This is a genomic window from Stenotrophomonas sp. YJH_SMC_131 (assembly GCF_059367975.1).
On record NZ_JCAFRJ010000009.1, the window covers coordinates 98,349 to 120,151 of the forward strand.

Annotated in this window: 23 protein-coding genes and 1 tRNA gene; 20 read left to right on the top strand and 4 right to left on the bottom strand. The window is 66.0% G+C overall.

Annotated elements, in window-relative coordinates; translation table 11 throughout:
- Positions 1–9: 9 nt before the first annotated feature.
- The 3 genes from AC5P56_RS17555 to AC5P56_RS17565 are packed head-to-tail and all read left to right on the top strand — an operon-like array spanning position 10 to position 3,399.
- A complete protein-coding gene (locus tag AC5P56_RS17555; RefSeq protein WP_049441032.1) occupies positions 10–933 on the top strand; it encodes a DUF58 domain-containing protein in 924 nt (307 codons plus the stop codon).
- Entirely contained in the window at positions 926–2,875 is a 1,950-nt protein-coding gene (locus AC5P56_RS17560; protein ID WP_495231835.1) for a transglutaminase TgpA family protein, read from the top strand. The genes AC5P56_RS17555 and AC5P56_RS17560 overlap by 8 nt, the downstream gene beginning before the upstream one ends.
- Complete coding sequence (locus AC5P56_RS17565) at positions 2,872–3,399, top strand: Slp family lipoprotein (RefSeq protein WP_014036182.1); 528 nt, start codon at positions 2,872–2,874, stop codon at positions 3,397–3,399. The genes AC5P56_RS17560 and AC5P56_RS17565 overlap by 4 nt, the downstream gene beginning before the upstream one ends.
- A 103-nt stretch (positions 3,400–3,502) precedes the next feature.
- Here the strand turns inward: AC5P56_RS17565 and AC5P56_RS17570 are convergent, their stop codons facing one another.
- The 4 genes from AC5P56_RS17570 to dnaX all read right to left on the bottom strand — a co-directional run bounded on the left by AC5P56_RS17570 (position 3,503) and on the right by dnaX (position 7,004).
- Positions 3,503–3,862 carry a histidine triad nucleotide-binding protein gene (locus tag AC5P56_RS17570; RefSeq protein ID WP_014646179.1) on the bottom strand — a complete coding sequence of 120 codons (360 nt, stop codon included), beginning with the start codon at positions 3,860–3,862 and terminating at the stop codon, positions 3,503–3,505.
- A 66-nt stretch (positions 3,863–3,928) separates the two neighbouring features.
- Complete coding sequence (gene recR, locus AC5P56_RS17575; protein ID WP_049441038.1) at positions 3,929–4,528, bottom strand: recombination mediator RecR; 600 nt, start codon at positions 4,526–4,528, stop codon at positions 3,929–3,931.
- A gap of 82 nt (positions 4,529–4,610) precedes the next feature.
- Positions 4,611–4,931, bottom strand: a complete 321-nt coding sequence (locus AC5P56_RS17580; protein WP_005408298.1) for a YbaB/EbfC family nucleoid-associated protein — start codon at positions 4,929–4,931, stop codon at positions 4,611–4,613.
- Positions 4,932–4,937: 6 nt separating this feature from the next.
- Entirely contained in the window at positions 4,938–7,004 is a 2,067-nt protein-coding gene (gene dnaX, locus AC5P56_RS17585) for a DNA polymerase III subunit gamma/tau (RefSeq protein ID WP_126411779.1), read from the bottom strand.
- Between the two features lie 143 nt (positions 7,005–7,147).
- Between dnaX and AC5P56_RS17590 the strand changes: the two genes are divergently transcribed.
- The 17 genes from AC5P56_RS17590 (at position 7,148) to AC5P56_RS17670 (ending at position 21,802) form a co-directional block, all read left to right on the top strand.
- Positions 7,148–7,240, top strand: a tRNA-Ser gene (locus AC5P56_RS17590).
- 814 nt (positions 7,241–8,054) lie between these two features.
- The gene (locus tag AC5P56_RS17595; protein ID WP_126411778.1) at positions 8,055–8,384 is read left to right on the top strand and encodes a hypothetical protein; all 330 of its coding nucleotides are present in this window, start codon (positions 8,055–8,057) and stop codon (positions 8,382–8,384) included.
- A 20-nt stretch (positions 8,385–8,404) separates the two neighbouring features.
- Complete coding sequence (locus tag AC5P56_RS17600) at positions 8,405–9,436, top strand: OmpA family protein (protein ID WP_032958215.1); 1,032 nt, start codon at positions 8,405–8,407, stop codon at positions 9,434–9,436.
- 539 nt (positions 9,437–9,975) lie between these two features.
- Entirely contained in the window at positions 9,976–10,248 is a 273-nt protein-coding gene (locus tag AC5P56_RS17605; RefSeq protein WP_014036176.1) for a hypothetical protein, read from the top strand.
- 190 nt (positions 10,249–10,438) lie between these two features.
- Positions 10,439–11,890 carry a pilus assembly protein TadG-related protein gene (locus AC5P56_RS17610; protein ID WP_495231836.1) on the top strand — a complete coding sequence of 484 codons (1,452 nt, stop codon included), beginning with the start codon at positions 10,439–10,441 and terminating at the stop codon, positions 11,888–11,890.
- The gene (locus AC5P56_RS17615; RefSeq protein ID WP_014646173.1) at positions 11,887–12,672 is read left to right on the top strand and encodes a hypothetical protein; all 786 of its coding nucleotides are present in this window, start codon (positions 11,887–11,889) and stop codon (positions 12,670–12,672) included. The genes AC5P56_RS17610 and AC5P56_RS17615 overlap by 4 nt, the downstream gene beginning before the upstream one ends.
- Positions 12,673–12,687: 15 nt before the next feature.
- Positions 12,688–13,503, top strand: a complete 816-nt coding sequence (locus AC5P56_RS17620) for a TadE/TadG family type IV pilus assembly protein (RefSeq protein WP_014036173.1) — start codon at positions 12,688–12,690, stop codon at positions 13,501–13,503.
- Positions 13,487–14,155: a hypothetical protein gene (locus AC5P56_RS17625; protein ID WP_014646172.1), complete on the top strand. Its 669-nt coding sequence runs from the start codon at positions 13,487–13,489 to the stop codon at positions 14,153–14,155. Before AC5P56_RS17620 ends, AC5P56_RS17625 begins: the two co-directional genes overlap by 17 nt.
- 10 nt (positions 14,156–14,165) lie before the next feature.
- Complete coding sequence (locus AC5P56_RS17630; RefSeq protein WP_014646171.1) at positions 14,166–14,351, top strand: hypothetical protein; 186 nt, start codon at positions 14,166–14,168, stop codon at positions 14,349–14,351.
- Complete coding sequence (gene cpaB / locus AC5P56_RS17635; RefSeq protein WP_014036170.1) at positions 14,348–15,142, top strand: Flp pilus assembly protein CpaB; 795 nt, start codon at positions 14,348–14,350, stop codon at positions 15,140–15,142. Before AC5P56_RS17630 ends, cpaB begins: the two co-directional genes overlap by 4 nt.
- A complete protein-coding gene (locus tag AC5P56_RS17640; RefSeq protein ID WP_169410537.1) occupies positions 15,129–16,625 on the top strand; it encodes a type II and III secretion system protein family protein in 1,497 nt (498 codons plus the stop codon). Before cpaB ends, AC5P56_RS17640 begins: the two co-directional genes overlap by 14 nt.
- Before the next feature lie 13 nt (positions 16,626–16,638).
- Complete coding sequence (locus AC5P56_RS17645; protein ID WP_111205553.1) at positions 16,639–18,363, top strand: TadA family conjugal transfer-associated ATPase; 1,725 nt, start codon at positions 16,639–16,641, stop codon at positions 18,361–18,363.
- Positions 18,356–19,210: a type II secretion system F family protein gene (locus AC5P56_RS17650; protein WP_014646168.1), complete on the top strand. Its 855-nt coding sequence runs from the start codon at positions 18,356–18,358 to the stop codon at positions 19,208–19,210. Before AC5P56_RS17645 ends, AC5P56_RS17650 begins: the two co-directional genes overlap by 8 nt.
- Complete coding sequence (locus AC5P56_RS17655; protein ID WP_100449534.1) at positions 19,207–20,097, top strand: type II secretion system F family protein; 891 nt, start codon at positions 19,207–19,209, stop codon at positions 20,095–20,097. The genes AC5P56_RS17650 and AC5P56_RS17655 overlap by 4 nt, the downstream gene beginning before the upstream one ends.
- 10 nt (positions 20,098–20,107) lie before the next feature.
- A complete protein-coding gene (locus AC5P56_RS17660) occupies positions 20,108–20,491 on the top strand; it encodes a DUF192 domain-containing protein (RefSeq protein WP_053091726.1) in 384 nt (127 codons plus the stop codon).
- Positions 20,488–21,174: a TadE/TadG family type IV pilus assembly protein gene (locus AC5P56_RS17665; RefSeq protein ID WP_167692537.1), complete on the top strand. Its 687-nt coding sequence runs from the start codon at positions 20,488–20,490 to the stop codon at positions 21,172–21,174. Before AC5P56_RS17660 ends, AC5P56_RS17665 begins: the two co-directional genes overlap by 4 nt.
- A gap of 1 nt (position 21,175) precedes the next feature.
- A complete protein-coding gene (locus tag AC5P56_RS17670; protein WP_032958203.1) occupies positions 21,176–21,802 on the top strand; it encodes a hypothetical protein in 627 nt (208 codons plus the stop codon).
- Position 21,803: the final 1 nt, after the last annotated feature.

Genomic DNA, 21,803 nt, shown 5'->3' on the forward strand with positions numbered 1-21,803 from the left:
TGGGCACGCATGCAGCTGCTGGCACGCCCACGCAGGCCCGAAGCCCTGCCGCAGCGACTGGATCGCCATCGCATCTATGTACTGCCGACGCGCTTCGGCCTGTTCGTCGCCACCCTGCTGTCGGCGATGCTGCTGGGCGCATTGAACTACAACAACAACCCGGCCCTGCTGCTGGCACTGTTGCTGGCCGCAGCAGCGATCGCCAGCGCCATTGCCGCGCACCTGCAGCTGTCCGGCATACAGATCGATGCAATCTCCGCCGAGCCGGTTCCGGCCGGGCACCCCCTGCGCCTGCGCGTGGACCTGTCGTTGCGCGACCCGCGCGCGCGCCACGGGCTGCACCTGCAGCTGGGCGCAAGCGAGGCGTGGGTCGCACTGCCTGCACACGGTCGCGGCGAAGTGGAGCTGGATGTCCCCAGCGAGCGCCGCGGCTGGCTGGAACTGCCGCGCATCCGCCTGTCCAGCACGCAGCCGCTGGGGCTGGTGCGGGCATGGTCGTGGGTGTGGCCGGAGCAGCCGCTGCTGGTTTATCCACTGGCCGAGGCACTGGCACCACCCCTTCCGGAAAGTGGCAGCGATCCACTGCACACCCGCGCCCATGCCAGTGGCGAAGAGCTGCACCAGCTGCGCCCCTATCGTGCCGGCGACGCCCCGCGCAGCATTGCCTGGAAACACTCGGCACGCCGCGACAGCCTGCTGGTACGCGAATACGAGAAGCCGATCGGCATCGAAGTTGTGCTGGACTGGCGCACGCTGGCGCCGCTGGGCCATGAAGCACGCATCGCGCGGTTGGCACGCTGGGTCGACATGGCCGAGCGCGAAGGCCGGCGCTACACGCTGCTGCTTCCAGCCCATCCCCCGTTCGGGCCCGGCCAGGGCGCCAGCCACCACCACCTGTGCCTGCGCGCACTGGCGCTGATGCCCCATGACTGAGCCTGCCGTCCTGCTCGATCGCAACGCCCGCAGCTGGACCCTGGCCAGCGCAGCGCTGGCGCTGCTGCCACTGCTGCTGCAGCTGCCGCCGGTGCTGGCCGTCGTGATCGCGATCACCGCCGTGCTGACCGCTGCGCTTTCCTGGCGGCGGGTGCTGCCGATGCCGGTGCGCCTGCTGCTGGTGCTGGCCATGCTCGCCACCATCGTCTGGCAGATGGGCATGGTGCGGCCGGGGCGTGATACCGGCTGTGCGCTGCTGGCGGCGATGCTGGCCATCAAATCCAGCGAACTGCGCAACCTGCGTGATGCGCGCAGCCTGCTCGGTTTCGCGCTGTTCTCGCCGTTCGCGGCCTTCCTGCTCGACCAGGGCCCGCTGACCACGGGACTGGCTGCGCTGGCCGCGGTTGCCGCACTGCTGGCCCTGCAACGCCTGGCCCAGGACGAGGGCCGCAGCCCACGCCTGCCACTGCACGGTCAACTGCGCGGCGTCGGCCGCCTGCTTGGCATCGGCCTGCCGCTGGCACTGGCCTGCTTCTGGCTGTTCCCGCGCTTGTCCACGCCGTTGTGGGGCGTACCCGAACGAGCGGTGGGTACACCCGGCCTGGCTGACAGCATGGCGCCGGACCAATGGCTGGACCTGATGGCCGACGACACCCCGGCGCTGCGCGTGCAGTTCTTCGGCGCGGTGCCCGAGCCCGCGCAGCGCTATTGGCGCGGCCCGGTGCTGACTTCCTTCGATGGCCACCGCTGGAGCCGCGATCGCGCGACGGCCCGGCGCCCCGCCCCCGTGGTCGAAGCCGACGCACAGGGATGGGACTACCAGATCGACTACGAACCCACCGACCGTCGCCTGCTGGTGGCCCTGGACCTGCCCAGCCGCGCACCGGAAGGCAGCAGTTTCGATGCGGACATGAGCCTGCGCAGCGACCGCACGCTGTCCGCGCTCAGCCGCTGGCGGTTGCATTCGGCGCCTCCGCAACGGTTCGACACCGATCTGTCGCCCTACCTGCGCCGTGCCGCGCTGCAGCTTCCCCCCGGCTTCAATCCGCGCACCGCCCAGCTGGCACGGCAATGGCGGCAGGAGGCCGGCAACGATGACGAAGCCATCGTCCGCCGAGCGCTGCAGTGGATCACCCGCGACTTCTCCTACACGCTCGATACCCCGGTGGCCGGGCGCGATCCGGTCGACGATTTCCTGTTCAACTACAAGGCCGGCTTCTGCCAGCACTTCAGCTCGGCCTTCGTGGTGCTGATGCGCAACGCCGGCATTCCGGCCCGGGTGGTGACCGGCTTCGCAGGTGGCACCCGCAACCGCATCGGGGACTACTGGGTAGTGCGGCGCATGGACGCCCACGCCTGGGCCGAAGTCTGGCTGCCCCAGCGCGGCTGGGTCCGGGTGGACCCGACTGCGGCCGTGGCACCGGAACGCATCCTGGACACGCTGGACGACCGCTTGCAGGCCGGCACGGACACCCCGCTGCAGCAGCGCTGGCTGCAGCTGGGGCAGATGGGTGACTGGCTGCGCCGTGGCTGGAACGACCTGGTGCTTTCCTTCGACGCACGCCGTCAGCAGCAGCTGCTCAGGCCGTTCGGGCTGGATGATCTCGGGCCGGCGCAGCTGGTGGCCGGCTTCGTGGTCGCCGCACTGCTGGCATTGGCATGGATGGCCTGGCTGCTGGCCCGCGGCGAGCGCGAGCGCGACCCGCTGCTGCGCGCCTGGCACCGGCTGGGGCGGCGCTATGCGCGCCTTGGCCTGGCCCGCGCCCCCCACGAGACGGCATGCGACTGGTCACGACGGGTACACGCCGTGCGCCCCGACCCCGCCCTGCTGGCACTCAGCCAGCGTTTCGCCGACGCGCGTTACGCTGGAACTTGCACCGACCTCGCTTCATTATTGCGGGACCTGCGCAGGCATCGCCCGACTTCCGGAGCCTTCCCATGAACACCAAGTTCCTCCTCACCGCTGTGGCCACGCTGGCCCTGTCGGCCTGCGCCACGGCCCCCAAGCCGCTGCAGGGACAGTTCAGCCTGGTCTCCCCGCGCGACTCGGTCGCCACCCAGCAGGTCGGCACGCCGGTCCGATGGGGTGGTCGCATCATCGAGACCAAGCCCGGCCAGGGCGAGACCTGCTTCCAGATGATCTCGCGCCCCCTCAACGCCAGTGGCCGCCCGAACACCACCTCGTCCGACGCCAGCGACGGCCGCTTCATTGCCTGCCGCGCCGGCTTCTACGACCCGGCCGTGTTTGAAGCCGGCCGCGACGTGACCTTCATCGGCAAGATCGACGGCTACCAGAACACCCGCATCGGGGAGTACGACTATCGCCTGCCGAAGCTGTCGGCCGATGTGATCTACCTGTGGCCGGAACAGCGCCAGGTCGATGTGGTGCCCTACCCCTATGGCCCGTGGGGCCCGGGCCCGTATGGCCCGTACTGGGGTGGTTACGGCCGTTGGGGCTGGTGGTGATCGCCACCGGCCATGCGTGATCGAAAAAGGCCGCCTTCGGGCGGCCTTTTTTTCATCCACGCATCGCATGGATCCACTGCGGGCAATGGTGGATGCCGGGCGCTCAGCGCCCCGGCGTACCGAAATGCCCCAGCGGCGCACCGGCCAGCAGGTGCATGTGGATGTGGAACACGGTCTGCCCGGCATCCTCGCGGCAGTTCATCACGATGCGGTAGCCGTCCTGCGCGAACCCTTCGCGGCGCGCATATTCGGCGGCAGCCAGGGCAAGCTTCCCGATCAGGTGCGCCTGCGACGGCTGCAGGTCGTCCAGGGTCGGGATGATCTCGTTCTTCGGAATGAACAGTACGTGCACCGGCGCCTGCGGTGCGATGTCCTTGAAGCCCAGCACCTCGTCGTCCTCGTAGACGATGGTGGCCGGGATCTCGCGACGGATGATCTTGCTGAAGAGGGTTTCGTTGCTCATGGTCGGCCTCGGCGGGATGTCTTCCGCATTGTAGGCCGGACACGCCGGGCGCTGCCCGGACAGCGCTCAGTCGCGGAATTCGCTGCGCGTGCCGAACGCGTGCGACAGCGTGCCGCGGTCAACGTATTCGAGTTCGCCGCCGAGCGGCAGGCCCTGCGCCAGGCGGCTGGGCTGCACCTTGCGCGCGCGCGCCAGCTGCGCCAGGTAGTGCGCGGTGGCTTCGCCTTCGACGGTGGCACTGGTGGCGATGATCAGCTCCTGCACCTCACCTTCGGCCAGACGCTGCTCCAGCTGCTCCAGGCCCAGCTCGCGCGGGCCGATGCCATCGAGCGGCGACAGCCGGCCCTGCAGCACGAAGTAGACACCGCGGAAGCCGGTGGCGTTTTCGATGGCCAGGCGGTCGGCCGGCGATTCGACCACGCACAGCTGGCTGCGCTCGCGGCTGCTGTTGGCACAGGTCGGGCACAGCTCGGTTTCGCTGAAGTCGCGGCACTGCGCGCAGTGGCCGATGCGCTCCACCGCCAGCGCCAGGGCTTCGGCCAGTCGCTGGCCACCTTCGCGCTCGCGCTCGAGCAGGTGGTACGCCATGCGCTGTGCGGTCTTCTGGCCCACGCCAGGCAGCACCCGCAGTGCGTCGATCAATTGTTCAAGCAGGGGTGCGGACACGGCGGCATGCTTTCATGGCGTCGAGCAGGCTCGACAGCTACAGATTCTGTGGCACCCGCTTGCACGGGTGCCACGCTGGCAATCAGAACGGCAGCTTCATGCCCGGCGGCAGCTGCATGCCGGCGGTGGCCGAACCCATCTTCGACTTCGACTCGGCGTCGATCTTGTTCGAAGCGTCGTTGAAGGCGGCGGCGATCAGGTCTTCCAGCATCTCCGGGTCGCTGGTCAGCGACGGGTCGATGCGCACCTTGCGGCATTCCTTGGCACCGGTCAGGGTCACGCTGACCATGCCGCCGCCGGCACTGCCGGTCACTTCGATCTTGGCGATTTCTTCCTGGGCCTTCTGCAGGTTTTCCTGCATCTTCTGGGCCTGCTGCATCAGTTGGGCGATGTTTCCGCGCATGGTGTCTTACTCGTCAAAAGAACGGATGGAATCGGAAACAACCCGGGCACCGTGCTGCTGGATCAGCACCTGCACTTCCGGGTCGTCCATGAAAACGGCCTCTGCCACCTGCTGCCGCTCGCCACGCTGGCGGTCGGCCCGCTGATGCAGGGTCTCGGCCGGAACGTGTTCGGTTTCCACGGTCTCGACCACGATCTTCGGCGCCTGGCCGAGGGCCTTCTGCAGCATCTCGCCCAAGGCAGCCAGCGCGCGCTCCGAGCGCAGGTATTCAAATCCGGGCGAAAGGCCCAGTTTCAAGGTCCCATGCTGGCAGCTGATGAAGGCGGCGTTGGCGGCCAGCTGCCGCGAGGGGCCGCTCAGGCCGCTGTTGGCGACCAGGTCCAGCCAGTCTTCGGCCGTGGCCAGCTCGCTGACACCTTCCTGCGGCGCGGCGGCATGCGCCGGGGCCGGCTTGGCATGTTCGGCCGGCGCAATGGCAATGCCTTCGGCGCGGAACGGGCGCTCGGGCGGCGCAGGCTCGCTGGGAGCCGCGACGGGAGCCGGCGGTTCGTGCCAGGGCGCAGCCATGGCGGCGTCCGGGCCGGACATCTCGGCCGCCAATGCCTCGTCACGCGCCTCGGCTTCGTCAGTGGCCCACGGCGGCAGGTCGTCGCCTGCCTCTGCAGTGACGGCAGGCGCCGGCGCCTGTGGCTCAGCCTTCACCGGCGGCGGCGACACGGGCTCTTCCACCGGAACCGGCTCGGGCTCGGGCGTCGGATCTGGTTCCGGTTGCGGGGCCGGTTCGGGCTCGGGTTCAGGTTCGCGCGGCGCGGCCTGCACCGGCGCGGCTGCCTGCGCCGCTACCGCCGGGCTGCCCGAAGCGGCAGCAGCGGCCGGCGTCGCATCGCGGCTACCGGTACCGGCGCCACCACCGGCAGCGTTGCCACCCGGCGTGCCGCCCAACGCACCGTCGACGGCCTTCGGCACCGGCGGTACCGCTGCGGCCGGACGGAACGCCAGCATGCGCAGCACGGCCATTTCAAAGCCCGCGCGCGGGCTGGGTGCCAGCGGCAGGTCGCGGCGGCCATTCAAGGCCATCTGGTACCAGAGCTGCACCACTTCCGGGCGCAGGCGCTCGGCGAATGCGGCGACATCCAGGCCTTCCGCCGCGGCAGCGCCCGGCACCAGCTGCTGCACCTGGATGCGGTGCAGCCCTTCGGCCAGCGCTTCCAGCACACCACTCCAGTCCGGCGAGAACTCTGCCAGCGCGGCTACCACCTGCAGCAGGCGCGGGCCATCGCCGTCGGCCAGCGCATCGAGCATCGCCGCCACCTGGGTGCGGTCCACGGTACCCAGCATGGTGCGCACCACGTCCTCACGCAGCGCGCCGCCGGCATAGGCGATCGCCTGGTCCAGCAGTGACAGGCCATCGCGCAGGCTGCCGTCAGCGGCCTTGGCCAGCTGCACGATGGCGCTGCCATCGGCCTCGATCGCTTCCGCCGCCAGGATGCGGGTCATCTGGCCCTGGATCTGGTCTTCATCCAGGCGCTTGAGGTTGAACTGCAGGCAGCGGCTGAGCACGGTGACCGGCAGCTTCTGCGGATCGGTGGTGGCCAGCAGGAACTTCACGTGCTCCGGCGGTTCTTCCAGCGTCTTCAGCAGCGCGTTGAACGCCGCCTTGGACAGCATGTGCACTTCGTCGATCAGGTAGACCTTGTACTTGCCGCGCGAGGGCATGTACTGCGCGTTCTCGATCACCTCGCGCACGTCATCCACACCGGTGTTGGACGCGGCGTCGATTTCCAGCAGGTCGATGTAGCGGCCGGCGTCGATGTCCAGGCAGGCCGCGCACTGGCCGCACGGGTCGGCGCTGGTACCCTGCTCGCAGTTCAGCGACTTGGCGAAGATGCGCGCGATGGTGGTCTTGCCCACGCCGCGGGTGCCGGTGAACAGGAACGCGTGGTGGACCCGGCCGCTGTCCAGCGCGTTGCTGAGCGCACGGACCACGTGTTCCTGGCCCACCAGCTCGGCGAAACGCTTCGGACGCCACTTGCGGGCAAGGACGAGATAGGACATCAGGCCACCGTTTTCCATCGGATGTTCCATTGTGCCATGCCTGTCCAGCCCCCTCGCCACCCATGGCCATGGATACGCCGTCGATCGGGGTGCTTGTGTCCGGCCGCGCCGCCCGCTAGAATCTGCGCCCCTGCTGAGGCGTTTGCCGATGGCAGGGATCCGGAGAGGTGTCCGAGTGGTTGAAGGAGCACGCCTGGAAAGTGTGTAAGCGTCTAAACCGCGCTTCGGGGGTTCGAATCCCCCTCTCTCCGCCAGATAACTGAAAAAGGCTGCCTTCGGGCAGCCTTTTTCAGTTATCTGGCGGGGGATGCGAAGTGCGCTGCGCGCGCTTCGCCCCAAACGTTGCTGCGCAACGTTCGGCCCCCCCCCCCTTGCCGGCCTCTCCCCGCCCCTGTCGGGGCAGCCCCTCAACAGAGGGGCTTGTTGCTCCAGATCCATCAATGGGTTTCCGCCGTGCGGGGATGCCTGGTCGGCTGTACCTCGCAGAAGCCACTGGCGGGAGATGCGAAGTGCGCTGCGCGCGCTTCGCCCCAAACGTTGCTGCGCAACGTTCGGGCCCCTCCCCTTGCCGGCCTCTCCCCGCCCCTGTCGGGGCACCCCTCAACAGAGGGGCTTGTTGCTCCAGATCCATCAATGGGTTTCCGCCGTGCGGGGATGCCTGGTCGGTTGTACCTCGCAGAAGCCGCTGGCGGGAGATGCGAAGTGCGCTGCGCGCGCTTCACCCCAGACGTTGCTGCGCAACGTTCGGGCCCCTCCCCTTGCCGGCCTCTCCCCGCCCCTGTCGGGGCAGCCCCTCAACAGAGGGGCTTGTTGCTCCAGATCCATCAATGGGTTTCCGTCGTGCGGGGATGCCTGGTCGACCGTCCCGCTTCCACGTTCGATGGCCGTCCAACGACAGGATCTGCCCCACGTCGTGGCACCCCGCGCTTCCTGTCCACGCCCTGACCACTGGCCGTGCCGTGGCGATGCAACGACACGCTGGCACTCACTGCCTGTTGCTATGCTCGGGCCACAGGGGATTGATGCCCGCTATCGGGCCGGATGAGGAACATCAACATGCGGTATTTCATGACGAAGCTAGTGATCACCTCCGCCTTGCTGATCGGCAGCGGCACCGCAGTCGCACAGGGCGGCGGTGCGGCGCAGTTCGGCGCACTGGGAGGCACGCATGCAGGCAATGCCCTGGCGTGCGGCGCAACCCCGGAACAGGCCGCCAAGCTGCGCGCAAGCCACAAGGCACAGGCAAAAACCGTGTTCGGCGCCGAAGCAGGCTTCGACCAGGCCTATGACACGGCCGAAGCGCAGACACAGAAGAAGATCACCGATGCCTGGAAGAAGGGCCAGTACAAGCCCACCAGCGAAGTCTGCAACGAACTGATGAAGCAGGTGCGTTCATGACGCAGAAGCACGGATCGACGATGTCCGCAGTGCGCGCGAGCCTGTTGGCCGCCAGCCTGGTACTGGCACTGGGTGCCTGCAAGCGCGCTGGCGAAGCGCCTGCAGAGGGTGGCGCTTCCTCGGCCGCACCTTCCAGCACCGCAGCCGAACCATCACCGCAGGCGGCTGCGGCCACGGATGGAAGCCAGAAGGCCGCAGCGTTCAATGTTGCCGAGCTGCCCGTATCGCAGGCAACGATCGGCAGCTTCCCTTATCTCGGACTGCCGCAGGGCTACACCAGCCAGGACGTCGTAGACAGCGAATTCGATCGCGTACCGTTCTGGACCGGCGATCGCGTGGAATGGATTGAAGGCAAGGTTCATTCTTCGGTCCTGCAGAGCAGCAGCGATCACCCTTATTCGCAGCTGGAGCTCAGCCGCAATGTACAGAGCCTGGTCGAGGCCCTGGGGGGCAAGCGCATTTTCTCCGGCACCATACCGGCCGATGCATCGCGTGACATCGGCAACAGCAAGGCGGCGACCACCTATGTCGGCGGCATCGGCGACATCTACAACGAACCCGCAGAAACCTATGTCATCCATCGCGAAGATCGCGATATCTGGATTCACCTGGGCTCGGGTGGAAACTCCGGCGGCCTGCTCGTCGCAGAGACAAAACCGGTGCAGATCACGGCCAAGGTCATTGAAGCGGACACGCTGAAACAGGCACTGGACAGCAGTGGCAAGGTATCCATCCAGGTGAACTTCGCAACCGACGCGGCCGAGATCCTGCCCGATTCGGAACCGCAGATCGCACAGGTCACCCAGCTGTTGAAGGCCGACCCACAGCTTCGCCTTTCCGTTGAAGGACACACCGACAACAGCGGCAGCCAATCGCACAACCAGACGCTCTCGCAGGCGCGTGCGGAGTCGGTGCGCACGCGTCTTGTCGGCGGTGGAATCGCAGCCGAACGCCTGAGCGCGAAAGGCTATGGGCAGAGCCAGCCGGTCGCCGACAACGCAACCGAAGAAGGGCGCCGCGCCAATCGTCGCGTGGAACTGGTCAAGCGCTGATATCACCACGACGTTACTGCGTTGAAGCACTCCGGAAAAAGCACATGCCCTGCATGTGCTTTTTTCTTTTCCGCGCCGCACGGTCATTTGTTTTGCCGCGGATGCAACGAGATAAAAACACGCGGATCTCTCATCCCGTTCGAACAAGAAGCAGGCCGTGCACGCGCCCTCTGTAGCGCGCCAATATTCCGGCACCACAAGCCGCCTGCGTGACACAAATATGTCAGTTAAGTGTTAATTTCCTTAACGAAAAGCGGTGCATCTAGCTCAAATTTGACGTGATTATGTGCAGACAATTGTTAATCTGCAATGTGCATCACATTTTCAAATATTTCATTGCATATCGGAAAAACCTGACTTGTATCGTCAATTTTCTGTCGATAGGCTTGGCCCCGTTCTCGAACAAGCGACAAATTTTCGACGAACCAGGGTGTGAGCTTCCTGTCTTTACCTCGCCCTGCCATTAATCAGGATCCCCCAGCGGACACGCCGAATATCCCGCACACCCGGGAGGATTCCTGCCATCAAGGAGGAAATACATGGAACGCAGCCGTCGTCACATCCGTTTTTCCCGTAAGCAGGCCGGTCAGGGCATGACCGAGTACATCATCATCACCGCGCTGATCGCCATCGCCGCGATCGGAGCCGTCACCTTCTTCGGAGGCACGGTTCGCAGCCAGGTGGCAGGCATGTCGAAGGAACTTTCCGGCCAGAGCGCGACGCAGTCGATCAACCGCGCCAAGAACCAGGCCAACAGCGCCCAGCAGGAAGCTGACAAGACCAAGGGCATGGACGCGTACAAGAACAAGTAATACCCCAGCCCTGGCGGCATGAAGCCGCCAGGGCCCTCCCAGCATAATCTCCCTGCGCGCACCGCACGCGGCGCGCGACGGGCAGCCATGGCCTCCGGCCCAGGAATTCGTTATGCGCAGCGCATTGGCTTTGGCACGAAGCCGTGCGGCCCGGGGCGTTTCCAGCCACCGAACGGTCGCCGGCCAAGCAATGGTTCTCGGGCTGGCACTCATTCTGGTTCTATGCATCGGGATTGTCCTGCTGTTCAACACAGGGCAGGTGGTGAACAAGAAGGTGGAGTTGGTCAATGCGGCTGACGCCGCCGCCTACAGCGTTGCGATCCAGCAGGCACGCGCACTGAACTACGCGGCCTACATGAACCGTGCCCGCGTTGCCAACGAAGTGGCCGTGGCACAGACGATCAGCCTCTATTCGTGGCTGAACCAGATGCACACCACCTCCATCGTCATCCGCACCACGCTGGATGTGCTCTCCGCCATTCCCTACATCGGCGTGGTGTTCAAGGCATTGGCAACCGCCTTCAAGGTCGCCGAACGCATTCTCAAGGTCACCCGCCAGACGTTCCAGCCTGTCGCGCACGCGGCCATCATCGCCATCGACAAGCTCAACATGATGTTCGCCGCCTCGGTGCAGCTCGTCATCGAGGGCGTATCGCGGCTGGACAGCTACACCATCGCCAAGGATGTGCTGCAGCGGAACTCACCGCAGGCACAACTGGGCACCATCGGAACCGCGGTGCTCGGCACGCAACTGGCCACGGCCGAGAACCGGCTGCTGCAGCGCTACAGCATTCCCCGTACCGCCAACGGTGGCTCGGCCACGCAGCGCCAGGGCGCCGACCGCTTCCGCAATGTGGTGATGCAGTCGCGTGATGGCTTCAGCAAGAGCCGCAGCGATGATTTCCTCGGCTTCCTGGTGCAGTCCGGCGGCACCGACATGGTCGACTACAACCGATGGGCAGCGCTGGATACCATGGCCGTCGAGCTTCCGCTGCCATGGCCGCTTTCCGATATCGATATTCCGGTCGGCTGGGGCGGTGCGCAGGCCGTGGAAAGCTATCGCAACCAGCGCTTCCTCAACGGCTTCGGCAACGGCAACGGCTGGTACTCGGACTGGGACCGCCGCCGCTACCGCCCGTATGGCGAAGCGGTGCGCCGCAATCGTGGCGCGGCGTGGATTGTCGACCGCAGCCAGGATGCCAACGTGCGCTTCGCCAATGGCCAGCATCGCAAGGCCTTCTTCACCGGCTACAACGGCCTGCGCGACTATCACGACGTCAAGGCCGGGCAGGCACTGCAGCCCTACGCCGAGAATGATCGTGACCGCGACAAGGTCGGCCCGGTCTTCACCATCTATGCCGAGACCGCCGGCACCAGCGCGCGCACCACGTCCGGCGCCGGCATCGGCGCCCCGGCCGGCTCGCAGATGGAACTGCCGGACAGGATGGCCAACAACAAGATCGCCGCACTTTCCTCCGCGCAGGTGTTCTTCGACCGCCCGGTGCAGCTGCGCATGTTCAGCCGCGATGACCGCAAGCGTGAAACCGGAAACCTGTTCAGCCCTTACTGGCAGGCACGACTGGTCAAGACCGATGCCACCACCAAGGCTGCCCTGGCGGCAGCCGGAGCCTTGATGCCATGACGTTTGCTGTTTTCAATCGCCTGCACCTGTCGATCGCCACACTGCTGATCAGCGGCTGTGGCAGCGCGGCGGACAACGGCGAGCCCGCCGCTGCCAGGAACATGCCGGGCATCCATCTTGACCAGATTGCCGAAACCCTGGTGGATGGACGCAACGCGGCGCGCACCAGCTACCAGCAGGCACTGAGCGACTGCCAGGCGGCAGGATTGCCGACCCGCGCACTGGATGACGCCGATGTCGCCCGCCTGGGAACCGTTCGTTACGAAGCCTGGCTTTCCAGCAAAGAGGAAGTGTTCCGTACCCGCGAGTGGCGCCTGCTCAACGATGGCCCTGCGACCAGCTGCCAGTTCCGGCTGGAGGCTACCGGCCTGCAGGAGACCCAGAGCGCCTCCGGCGTGGAGCAGGTCGATCTGGCAACGGGAGAGCGTAGCCAGTCCCCCGCCGACAGCGACGGGCTCACCCGCTTTGCCGCCGAAGCCGACGAAGGCAGCGCCTCGCCGGGCTTCCAGCGCGCGGGCAACCGCAGGGTCGCTGGCCAGCCGTGCAACGTGTGGAAGGACGAGAACGGACGGTTCAGCCAGTGCGTGTGGTCGGCTGGTGCCAGCTGGGGCTTTACCCCCGGTGCACTGAACGACTACCGGCCGAGCCGCTACGCCATTGTCCTGGAGCAGGAACCCCTCGACGGCAATGGCACCCGCCTGACCACGCAGCGCATGACGGTGGGCCAACCCTTTGAACGCGGCGACCTCGAGGTACCGCGCGAACCGTCCTCCCAACGATGACCTGCTGAGGTAGCCATGGACAGGGAACGCCCATTCCGCGGCGCGCGTCGCCAGCGCGGCCAGAGTCTCACCGAAGTCGCCGTGCTCTGCGCCGTGCTGGTGCCGATCTTCCTGCTGATCCCGATCCTGGCCAAGTACATCCACGCCCGCCAGGCCACCCAGCAGGCCGCGCGCGCGATCGCCTGGGAAGCCACCGTATCGCCGGACTACAAGCTGCCGGCCAGCGGCCGCCAGCGCGATCTTGCCGTCGACCGCTATTTCGGGCGTGCCAACGATCCCATCGTCAGCCAGGCGCAGACCGGCGCACGCGATGCCGCCGTCGGCGACGTCCTGATGAATACCTTCTCCAACCAGCCGCTGGTGCGGCGCGGTGACCTCGCCCTGGTCTCCTACACCAGCACGTCGGCAGGCGGCATGATGAAGAAGATCGGCGACGTGACCTCGATGTTCGGTTCGTTCCCGCCCAACCGCAACGGCCTGACCCAGGCCCAGCTGCGGTTGGATGTGCAGGATCTGAAAAGTGCCAACGGCAGTGCTGCCGCCTATCTGGAACCCTTCGATTCGCTGGGCCTGAAGCTGCAGGCCACCCATGTGGTGCTGGCCGACCCCTGGAATGCAGCCGGTTCCGGGCTCAAGGTCAACTCGTCACGCTCGGTGATCGCGCAGGTCAAGCCACTGGTGCCATCCCAGCACATGGCGGGCATCGCCAAGGCGTTTGACGGCCTCTCCGGCATCCCGATGATCGGGACGCTGAGCAGGCTTGATCCCGGTTACATCGCGCCCGACGTGGTGCCTGTCGACAAGTTGCCTGCCTATGCGCCGTCGCGTTGACCTGCTGGCGGCACTGGCCGCGCTGCTGTTCGCCTGGCCTGCGCTGGCCGCGTCCTGGCCGGACATTCCCGAGCCCGAGGGCGCGCAGAGCGAGTGGGTGGCCAAGGACATGCTCTACAACGGCCTGCCCATGCGCATCTCGCGCTTCACGTCCGCATTGCCGGTGTCGTCCATCGTCAGCTACTACAACCGCGAATGGCCCGGGCAGACCGTGATCAACGAGGTCGGCGGCAAGACCGTGATCGGCCACGCACACGGCGAGTACTACGTGACCATCGAGGTATCGGCCAAGGGCAGTGGCAGCCAGTCACAGATCGGCATTACACGCCTGCTCAAGCGCAAGCCCGATGCCGCGGCCGGCGCCGATTTCCCGAAACCGTCCGGGACGCAGGTGATCAATGACATCACCTACCTGGACACGCCCGGGCGCAGCCTGTCCATGGAAAGCACGCTGTCTCCGTTCCAGACCGATGCCTTCTATGCCAGCCGCCTCCCTGCGGACGGCTGGAGCCGAAGTTCCGGCCCTGCGGGCTGTTCGATGATCGCGCTGCAGTGCGTTGTCCGCTACAGCAAGGGCAGCCAGGAAATGACCATGACCTTCAACCGGCACGAGCAGGGAACCTCGATTGTCGTCAACCAGTCGCAGCACTGAGACCACCGCCATGAGAAAACGCATTCCCCCGTCCCTACGCCGCCAGCGCGGGGCCGCACTGATCGAGTACGCCGTGGTCGCTTCCGTCGGTGTCCTGGTCCTGGTCGCCGAGCCGAACATCGTGCTCGAGCTGATCGATTCACTGCGCAAGGCGTACCAGGGGTTCACCTACATGCTGTCGATGGGAGTCGTATGAAGGCGCTCCCGCTGAAAGCCAACCGCAACGTCGTCTTCATCATCATCGCCCTCGCGCTCGGCCTGTTCGCGGCCCTGGTCGCCGTGCGCTACGTGCAGAAGGCAGTGAACGAGCGTGCCGCTCCGCCGGTGGAAATGGTGCCGGTAGCCGTGCCCAAGACCGACATGGAGCCGGGCAGCATTGTCACCGTTGCCGACCTTGCAGTGCGCGAAGTCCCCGCCGACCTGCCGCCTGCCGATGCGATCACGCCGGACAATGTGTCCGAGTACAGCGGCCGCATGCTGCGCGCGCCGATCCGCGAAGGTGCACCGCTGGGTGCCAGTGCACTGGTACCGCTGTACGACCAGTTCTCGCGCGTGATCGCCAAGGGCAACGTGGGCTACACCCTCCAGGTGGACGAGACGAACTCGATCTCCGGCATGATTGCTCCCGGAGATCACGTCGACATCCTGCTCACCGTCGAGCAGGAACAGACCGGTGCCCGGGTGCTGCCGCTGCTTGAGGACATCAACGTTCTGGCAACCGGCAACCGCGTCGGCGAAACGCCGGCCTCGGAAGATCAGCAGGGCTATTCGAACATCACTCTGGAACTGACACCGGCACAGGCGCAGCGACTCACGGTCGCCGCCAAGGCCGGTTCGATGCGGGTGATGCTTCGCCAGGTGGAGGATCGTGGTGCGTTCGGCCTCAGTGGCATGACGCAGAGGGAACTGCTCGGCAACGGCACGCAGGGTCGTGCTGGCGTGCAATTCATCATTGGGGGCAAAGGATCGACGAATGCGCAGCAATAATGGAATCCGCAGCCTCATCGCCGCCACTGCGGCCATCGCTGTTGTCACCTTGCCACTGCTGGCCGTGGCACAGACCACCGGCACCCAGCTGACCCCGGTACCGGTCATGGCCGCACCGCGCCCTGCTGTCCAGGCGCAACCGCAGCCCAACACCAACCACGCACCGGTACCCGGTGGGCAGAGCGCCTTCCCGGCGCCGGTTCCCGATCCCGCCTATCGCACCAGCGCGTCGGCCATGCCCGCGGTGCCACTGCCCACCCGCGCCCGGATCTATGCCGGCCAGGCCGCCGTCTACACGCTGCCCAGCGGGCTCAAGCGCGTGGCCGTCGGTAGTGGCGAGATGCTCGAGGTCACCAACGTCGGCCCGCGCGACCTGATCATGATGGGCATGAAGCCCGGCTCCACCACGGTTCACCTGTGGCTGCAGAACGGCAAGCAGCTGCAGGTGCAGGTGGACATCTCCGAGAACGATGCCGTCAGCCTGGCCGAGACCATCCGAACCCTGCTGGCCGACGTGGAAAAGATCAATGTGCATGCGGTCGCCGACCGTGTGGTCATTACCGGCCAGGACATCAACCCGGGCATCGGCAGCCGCATCGATGCGATCCAGAAGATCTACCCGACGGTGTTGAATTTCACTACCGCCGACCCGGTGGGCATGCGCCCGATGGTGCAGATGGACGTGAAGATCATGGAATTCGACACCAATGCGCTGGAAGAACTCGGCATCCAGTGGGACAACGTCATCCGTGGCCCGGTGGCGGGCATCGTCAAGGATTTCACCAACAACAACTACTACCGCATCAACCCCGAGCAGAGCCCGGCCAACGGCGTGCTGCTGCCGAACAAGCTGCAGGGAACCCAGGCCTTCTTTGGCATCGCCACGCAGATCGGCTCGGCGATCAACCTGATGATGAACAAGGGCAAGGCGTTCCTGCTGGCCTCGCCCCAACTCAGCGCCCGCAGCGGCGGGCAGGCCAAGTTCCTGGCCGGCGGCGAAGTGCCGATCCCGGTTCCGCAGGGTTTCGGCCAGGTCACCGTCGACTACAAGGAATACGGCATCAAGCTCGACATCGAGCCCCTGGTCAACTTCAACCAGGACATCTCCACCCGCATCCTGGCTGAGGTCAGCCGCGTCGATCCGACGGTGACCGTGCAGGGCGTGCCTGGCTTCACCACCCGCCGCACCGAGTCGGAAATCAACGTCCACGCAGGGGAAACCATCGTCATCTCCGGGCTGATCGACTCCAGCGCGCAGCAGGATGCCAAGCGCCTGCCGCTGCTGGGCGATATCCCGATCCTCGGAAAGCTGTTCCGCTCCGATGGCTTCCGTGGCAACCGTACCGAGCTGGTGATGTTCGTTACTCCGCGCGTGGTGACGCCGGGCTCGCAGGAAAACCTCGATGGCCTGGAGCGTGCGCGACAGATCCAGGAGCGCGGCCAGCAGGCCATGCCGCGCCGGAACAAAGATTTCGTGCAGTGACCGGAGCCGTCGCATGTTCAACATCCTCATCGACACACCCAACCGCGACCAGCGACGTGTCCGCTGCCTGCACCGTGAATGCGGGATCGGCCGTGGCGACGGCAACCTGGTGGTGCTGCAGGGCTGGAGCATCGCCCAACGCCATGCGGCGCTGAAGCGCGAGGACCAGGGCATCTTCATCGAGAGCCTGGGAGGCCGCTCGCCGGTACTGGTGAATGGCGAACAGGTCAAAGGCAGCCGTGGCCCGCTCACCAGCCGTGACCGCGTGCAGATCGGCGACTACCTGCTGCAGGTGGTGGACGACGACCCGCCGGCCGAACCCCTCGCCGATGCTGGAAGTTTCAATGCGGGCGCGGCCAACGATGTACCGGTGGACGCCACGCCCGCACCGGCACCCGCACCGGCGCAGCCATCCAGCGAACGCCAGCTGGCGCGGCCGGAGCAGCTGCCGCCGGACATGGCGGTCTATCGTGCAAAGCTGCATGCCTCGCTGGTCAAGCAGATGGACCTGCGCCGGCTTGACGTGCGCAGCATGGACGATGAGTCGCTGCGCAACGCCACGATCAAGCTGATCGATGAGGTGATGCAACGGGAGTTCTCCGAGCTGCCCAAGACGATCAACCCACGCAGGCTGGCCAAGGAGGTGCTCGATGAGGCCATCGGCCTCGGCCCGCTGGAAGACCTGATCGACGATGCGACGGTGACGGAAATCATGGTCAACGCGCACGACCAGATCTTCATTGAACGTGCGGGCCGGATCGAACGGTCCCCCATTGTCTTCACCAGTGACCGCGCGGTGCTGTCAGCCATCGAGCGCATCGTGACGCCCCTCGGTCGCCGCATCGACGAAAGCTCGCCGATGGTCGACGCGCGGCTGAAGGATGGCTCCCGCGTCAACGCCATCATTCCGCCGGTGGCGCTGCGCGGTCCGAGCATCAGCATCCGAAAGTTCGCCAAGCGCAAGCTGGAAGGAAAGGACCTGCTCACGTTCGGTTCGCTCAGCCAGCCGATGCTGGAATTCCTGATCGTTGCGGTGCGCGAACGGCGCAACATCGTCGTCACCGGCGGCACCGGCTCCGGCAAGACCACCCTGCTCAACATCCTTTCCAACTTCATTCCCGATACCGATCGCATCGTCACCATCGAGGACGCGGCCGAACTGAAGCTCGTCCAGCCCAACCTGGTTGCCCTGGAAGCGCGTCCTCCCAACATGGAAGGCAAGGGCCATATTTCCATCCGCGACCTGGTGCGCAACGCGCTGCGCATGCGCCCGGACCGCATCGTGGTCGGCGAGTGCCGCGGCGGCGAAGCACTGGACATGCTGCAGGCCATGAACACCGGCCACGAAGGATCGCTGACCACCGCCCATGCCAACAATCCGCGCGAGGCGCTGTCGCGCCTGGAAGTGATGGTCATGATGTCCGGCATGGAGCTGCCGATGACGGTGGTGCGCGAACAGATCTCGTCGGCAGTGGACCTGATCGTGCACCAGAAGCGCTTCCCCTGCGGTTCGCGCAAGGTCAGCCACATCACTGAGTTGACGGGCATGGAAAGCGGAACCATCCAGCTGCAGGATGTGTTCCTGTTCAAGGCACGCTCCACTGCCGGACGCGATGGCAAGGTGGTGGGCGAGTTCGTCGCGACCGGTGCAGTGCCGGAGTTCTATGAAGAGCTTGCCGAGCGCGGCGTCGCCGTTGACCTGGACATTTTCCGTACCGGGGGACGGCGGAATGAGTGACATCCTGCTGATCGCCCTGCTGTGTTTTGCCTGCGTGACGGGCTCGGTGCTGTTGCTGGCGCGTGCCAGCTCCGGCTTCATGGACCGTTACCGCGCCAACTTCATGGACCAGGCGCGGGTCAATCTGGCCGACATGTTCCTGTTCGTCGACCCGCGCGTGCTGTTCAGGACCAATGTCCTGATGCTGCTGGCGATTCCCGTGCTGCTGTGGATCGTCACCGGCGGCAACCTGCTGCTGCCGATCCTGGCCCTGATCCTGCTGGCCATAGCGCCACGCAAGATCTACCTGTGGCTGAAGCAGCGCCGCCTCGACCAGATCCAGCAGCAGTTGCCCGACGGGCTGCTGATGCTGGCCGGCAGCCTCAAGGCCGGCGTCGGCTTCAATCCTGCGCTGGAAGCACTGGCCCATGACGGCCTGCCTCCGCTGGCCCAGGAGCTGGCACTGGTACTGCGCGAGCAGCACATGGGCGTGCGCACGGAGGAGGCGCTGGACAACTTCGCCGCCCGCGTGCCCATTGCCGACGTGAAGCTGTTCGTGGCCGCCGTCAGCATTTCGCGCGAGGTTGGTGGCAATCTCGCCGAGAGCCTCTCCACGCTCGCCGAAACGCTGCGGCGCAAGCTCATCATGGAAGGCAAGGTCAAGGCACTTACCGCGCAGGGGCGCCTGCAGGGCATCGTCATGGCGATGCTGCCAGCCGGCCTTGTCGGCTTCCTCGTGCTGTTCTATCCAGAAACGATGAACCCCATGTTCCACACCTTCATCGGCTGGTGCGTCATGGCCCTGATCGGGGTACTGGAATACCTCGGCTACCGCATGTGCCGCAAAATCATGACGATCGATATATGAACGCCCTGCTCATCCTGGTCGCACTGCTTGCCGCTGCCGCTGTTGGGCTGCTTGCATTCGCGCTGCGCGGACTGGTGCAGTCGGTCGAGGTGGACCAGCGCAACTACCAGGATCCGCTGCCGCTGCTGCTGCGCATCCTGTGGCCGCTGATTACGGTCGCTACGCGCCTGGCCGGGCCGCGCCTGTCCTCGGCACAGCTGGAGCGCGCGCATCGCAGCCTGCAGTCGGCCGGCCAGGACTTCGTGCTGTCACCGGAAGAACTGTATGGCGCACGCATCGTCTCCGCCGCCGTGGCCAGTAGCTTCCTGTTGCTCACCATCATCCTGCTGGGCCGGTTCGGAGTCGGCTCCGTGCTGATGGCCCTGGCATTCGGCGCACCGTTCGGGTGGATGTATCCCACGCTGTGGCTGGGCGAACGGCGGAAAGCGCGCTCCAAGCATGTGATCCGCGACCTGCCTATCTTCCTCGACTTCATCACCATGGCCGTCGAAGCGGGCCTGAACATCACCGGTGCGATCGAACAGTCCGTCGACAAGGGTCCACCCGGTCCGCTGTCACAGGAGTTCTCGCGCATGCTGCGTGATCTGCGCGCCGGCCTTCCGCGTGCCGAAGCGCTGCGGCGCATGTCCGATCGCGCCGACATTTCCCAGGTGACCAGCTTCACCAGCGCTTTGATCCAGGCGGACCGGGTGGGTGCCAGCCTGAGTGACACACTGCGCTCGCAGGCCATGCAGCGCCGCGAAGAGCGCTTCCTTCGCGCCGAGAAGCTGGCCCTGGAAGCGCCGGTGAAGATGATGCTGCCGCTGGTGCTGTTCTTCTTCCCGCTGATCTTCGTCGTCCTGGCCTACTTCATCTTCCTGCAGATGAAGCAGCAGGGCATCCTGTGAGTCCCCGCACATGAGAACCGGCGCCCTGATCCGCGACCACCAGCAGTTGCTCAGCTGCGTCTGGCATGCCGATCGCTGGCACCAGCGGCTGCGCGGCCTGCTGTTGCGCGCGCCACTCCAGCCTGGGCAAGGCCTGCTGATAACCCCCTGCTCGAGCGTGCACACCCTGGCCATGGGGTATCCACTCGACCTGTTGTTCCTGGACCGCGATCAGCGCGCCGTTGGCTGGCGCGAGGCCGTGCGCCCATGGCGCGGCGCCTGGTGCCGCGGCGCCTACTCGACGCTGGAAATGCCGGTGGACAGCCTCGGGCATATTGCTCCGGTGCTGGGCGAGACGTTCCAATGGTGCCCTTCTCCGCCTGCGGCACCGCCATCCACGAGGGCGTTGCAATGAAGCACATCCGCACATCCATCCGCCAGCAGCGGGGGCAATCGCTGATTGAATTCTGCATCGTGGTTCCGGCCTTCGTCTTCCTCGTCCTGGTCATCTTCCAGTTCGTCCTGATCTATCGCGCCAAGTCGCTGCTGGATTTCGCCACGCTGCAGGCCGCGCGTGCCGGCGCGGTCAGTGGCGTCAATCATTCCGAGATGCGCAGCGCACTGGAAATGGCGATGGCTCCCCTGTACGCGACCTCGCCGGATGCCGCCGGTGCCGTCGCCGCCCGCGCCAAGGTCGCCCTGCTGTGGAAGAACCCGTTGCTGTCACCGAAGATCGAGGTCATTTCACCCAGCCGCGCGGCGTACAACGAGTTCCGCGAGCGCCAGTTCGATGGGCGCTATGCGCTGCCGAACGACAATCTTGCCTTCCGCGATGCACGTGTCGGCAGCAGCCGCGTCAGCGTGCAGGACGCCAACATCCTCAAGATCAAGGTCACCTATCCGATGCCCCTGATCGTTCCCTTTGCCGACCGGGTGATTGCCGGTCTTTCAGACCTGGTCAGCGAAGGCGACAGCTTCCGCCCGGCCTCGATGCTGATCGAGGACCCGATCACCGGCCATCGCCGCATGCCGATCGAGTCCTACGCGATCGTCCGCATGCAGAGCCCCGTGCATGACAGCAACAACCTGGCGCGCTGACATGCAGGTGCTGCTGGCCAGCCTGTTGATGGCAGCAACCTGGGCCGTCGCCGCGCAATCCACGGACGCTGCTGACAACGAACCTCCACAGGCGCGATTGCTGGCACGCGCTTATGGCCTGGGCCCACTCGGTCCAAGCTCGCCTGGTGGTGAGGTCGAGGTCGAGATCCGTTTGCGCGGGCCTGCCATCCGTATTGATTTCCGCGGCGACAATGCGCCCGATGCATGGCTGACCACCCAGGGCCAGCGCGGCCGGGCATGGCTGGTGAGCGAGCGCGGCAACTACACGCTGCCGGTCGCCGACGCCAGTGGTCCCTACTGGTACGATCCTGCCGCCCCATGCCACACGATCGGAGGGCGCTGCTCTCCCGCACCCGGCGAGTTCATCCTGGGTCGCCTCGCTGCCGGCTGGCGCTATGACAATGCGCAGGGCCCTGATGGCACCACCTCCGGCACGTTGTGGATCGATACCCGCACGGGCCTGCTGCTGGGTTACCGCGGACGCACCGGCAACCAGCGTACCGAACGCGGCCTGCGGGTTACCGAGGTCACATTCGATGAGGTGCCGTCGAGCCTGTTCGACCCGCCCGCCGGATTGCGGCGACGCACGCAGGATGCGGCGAACTGAG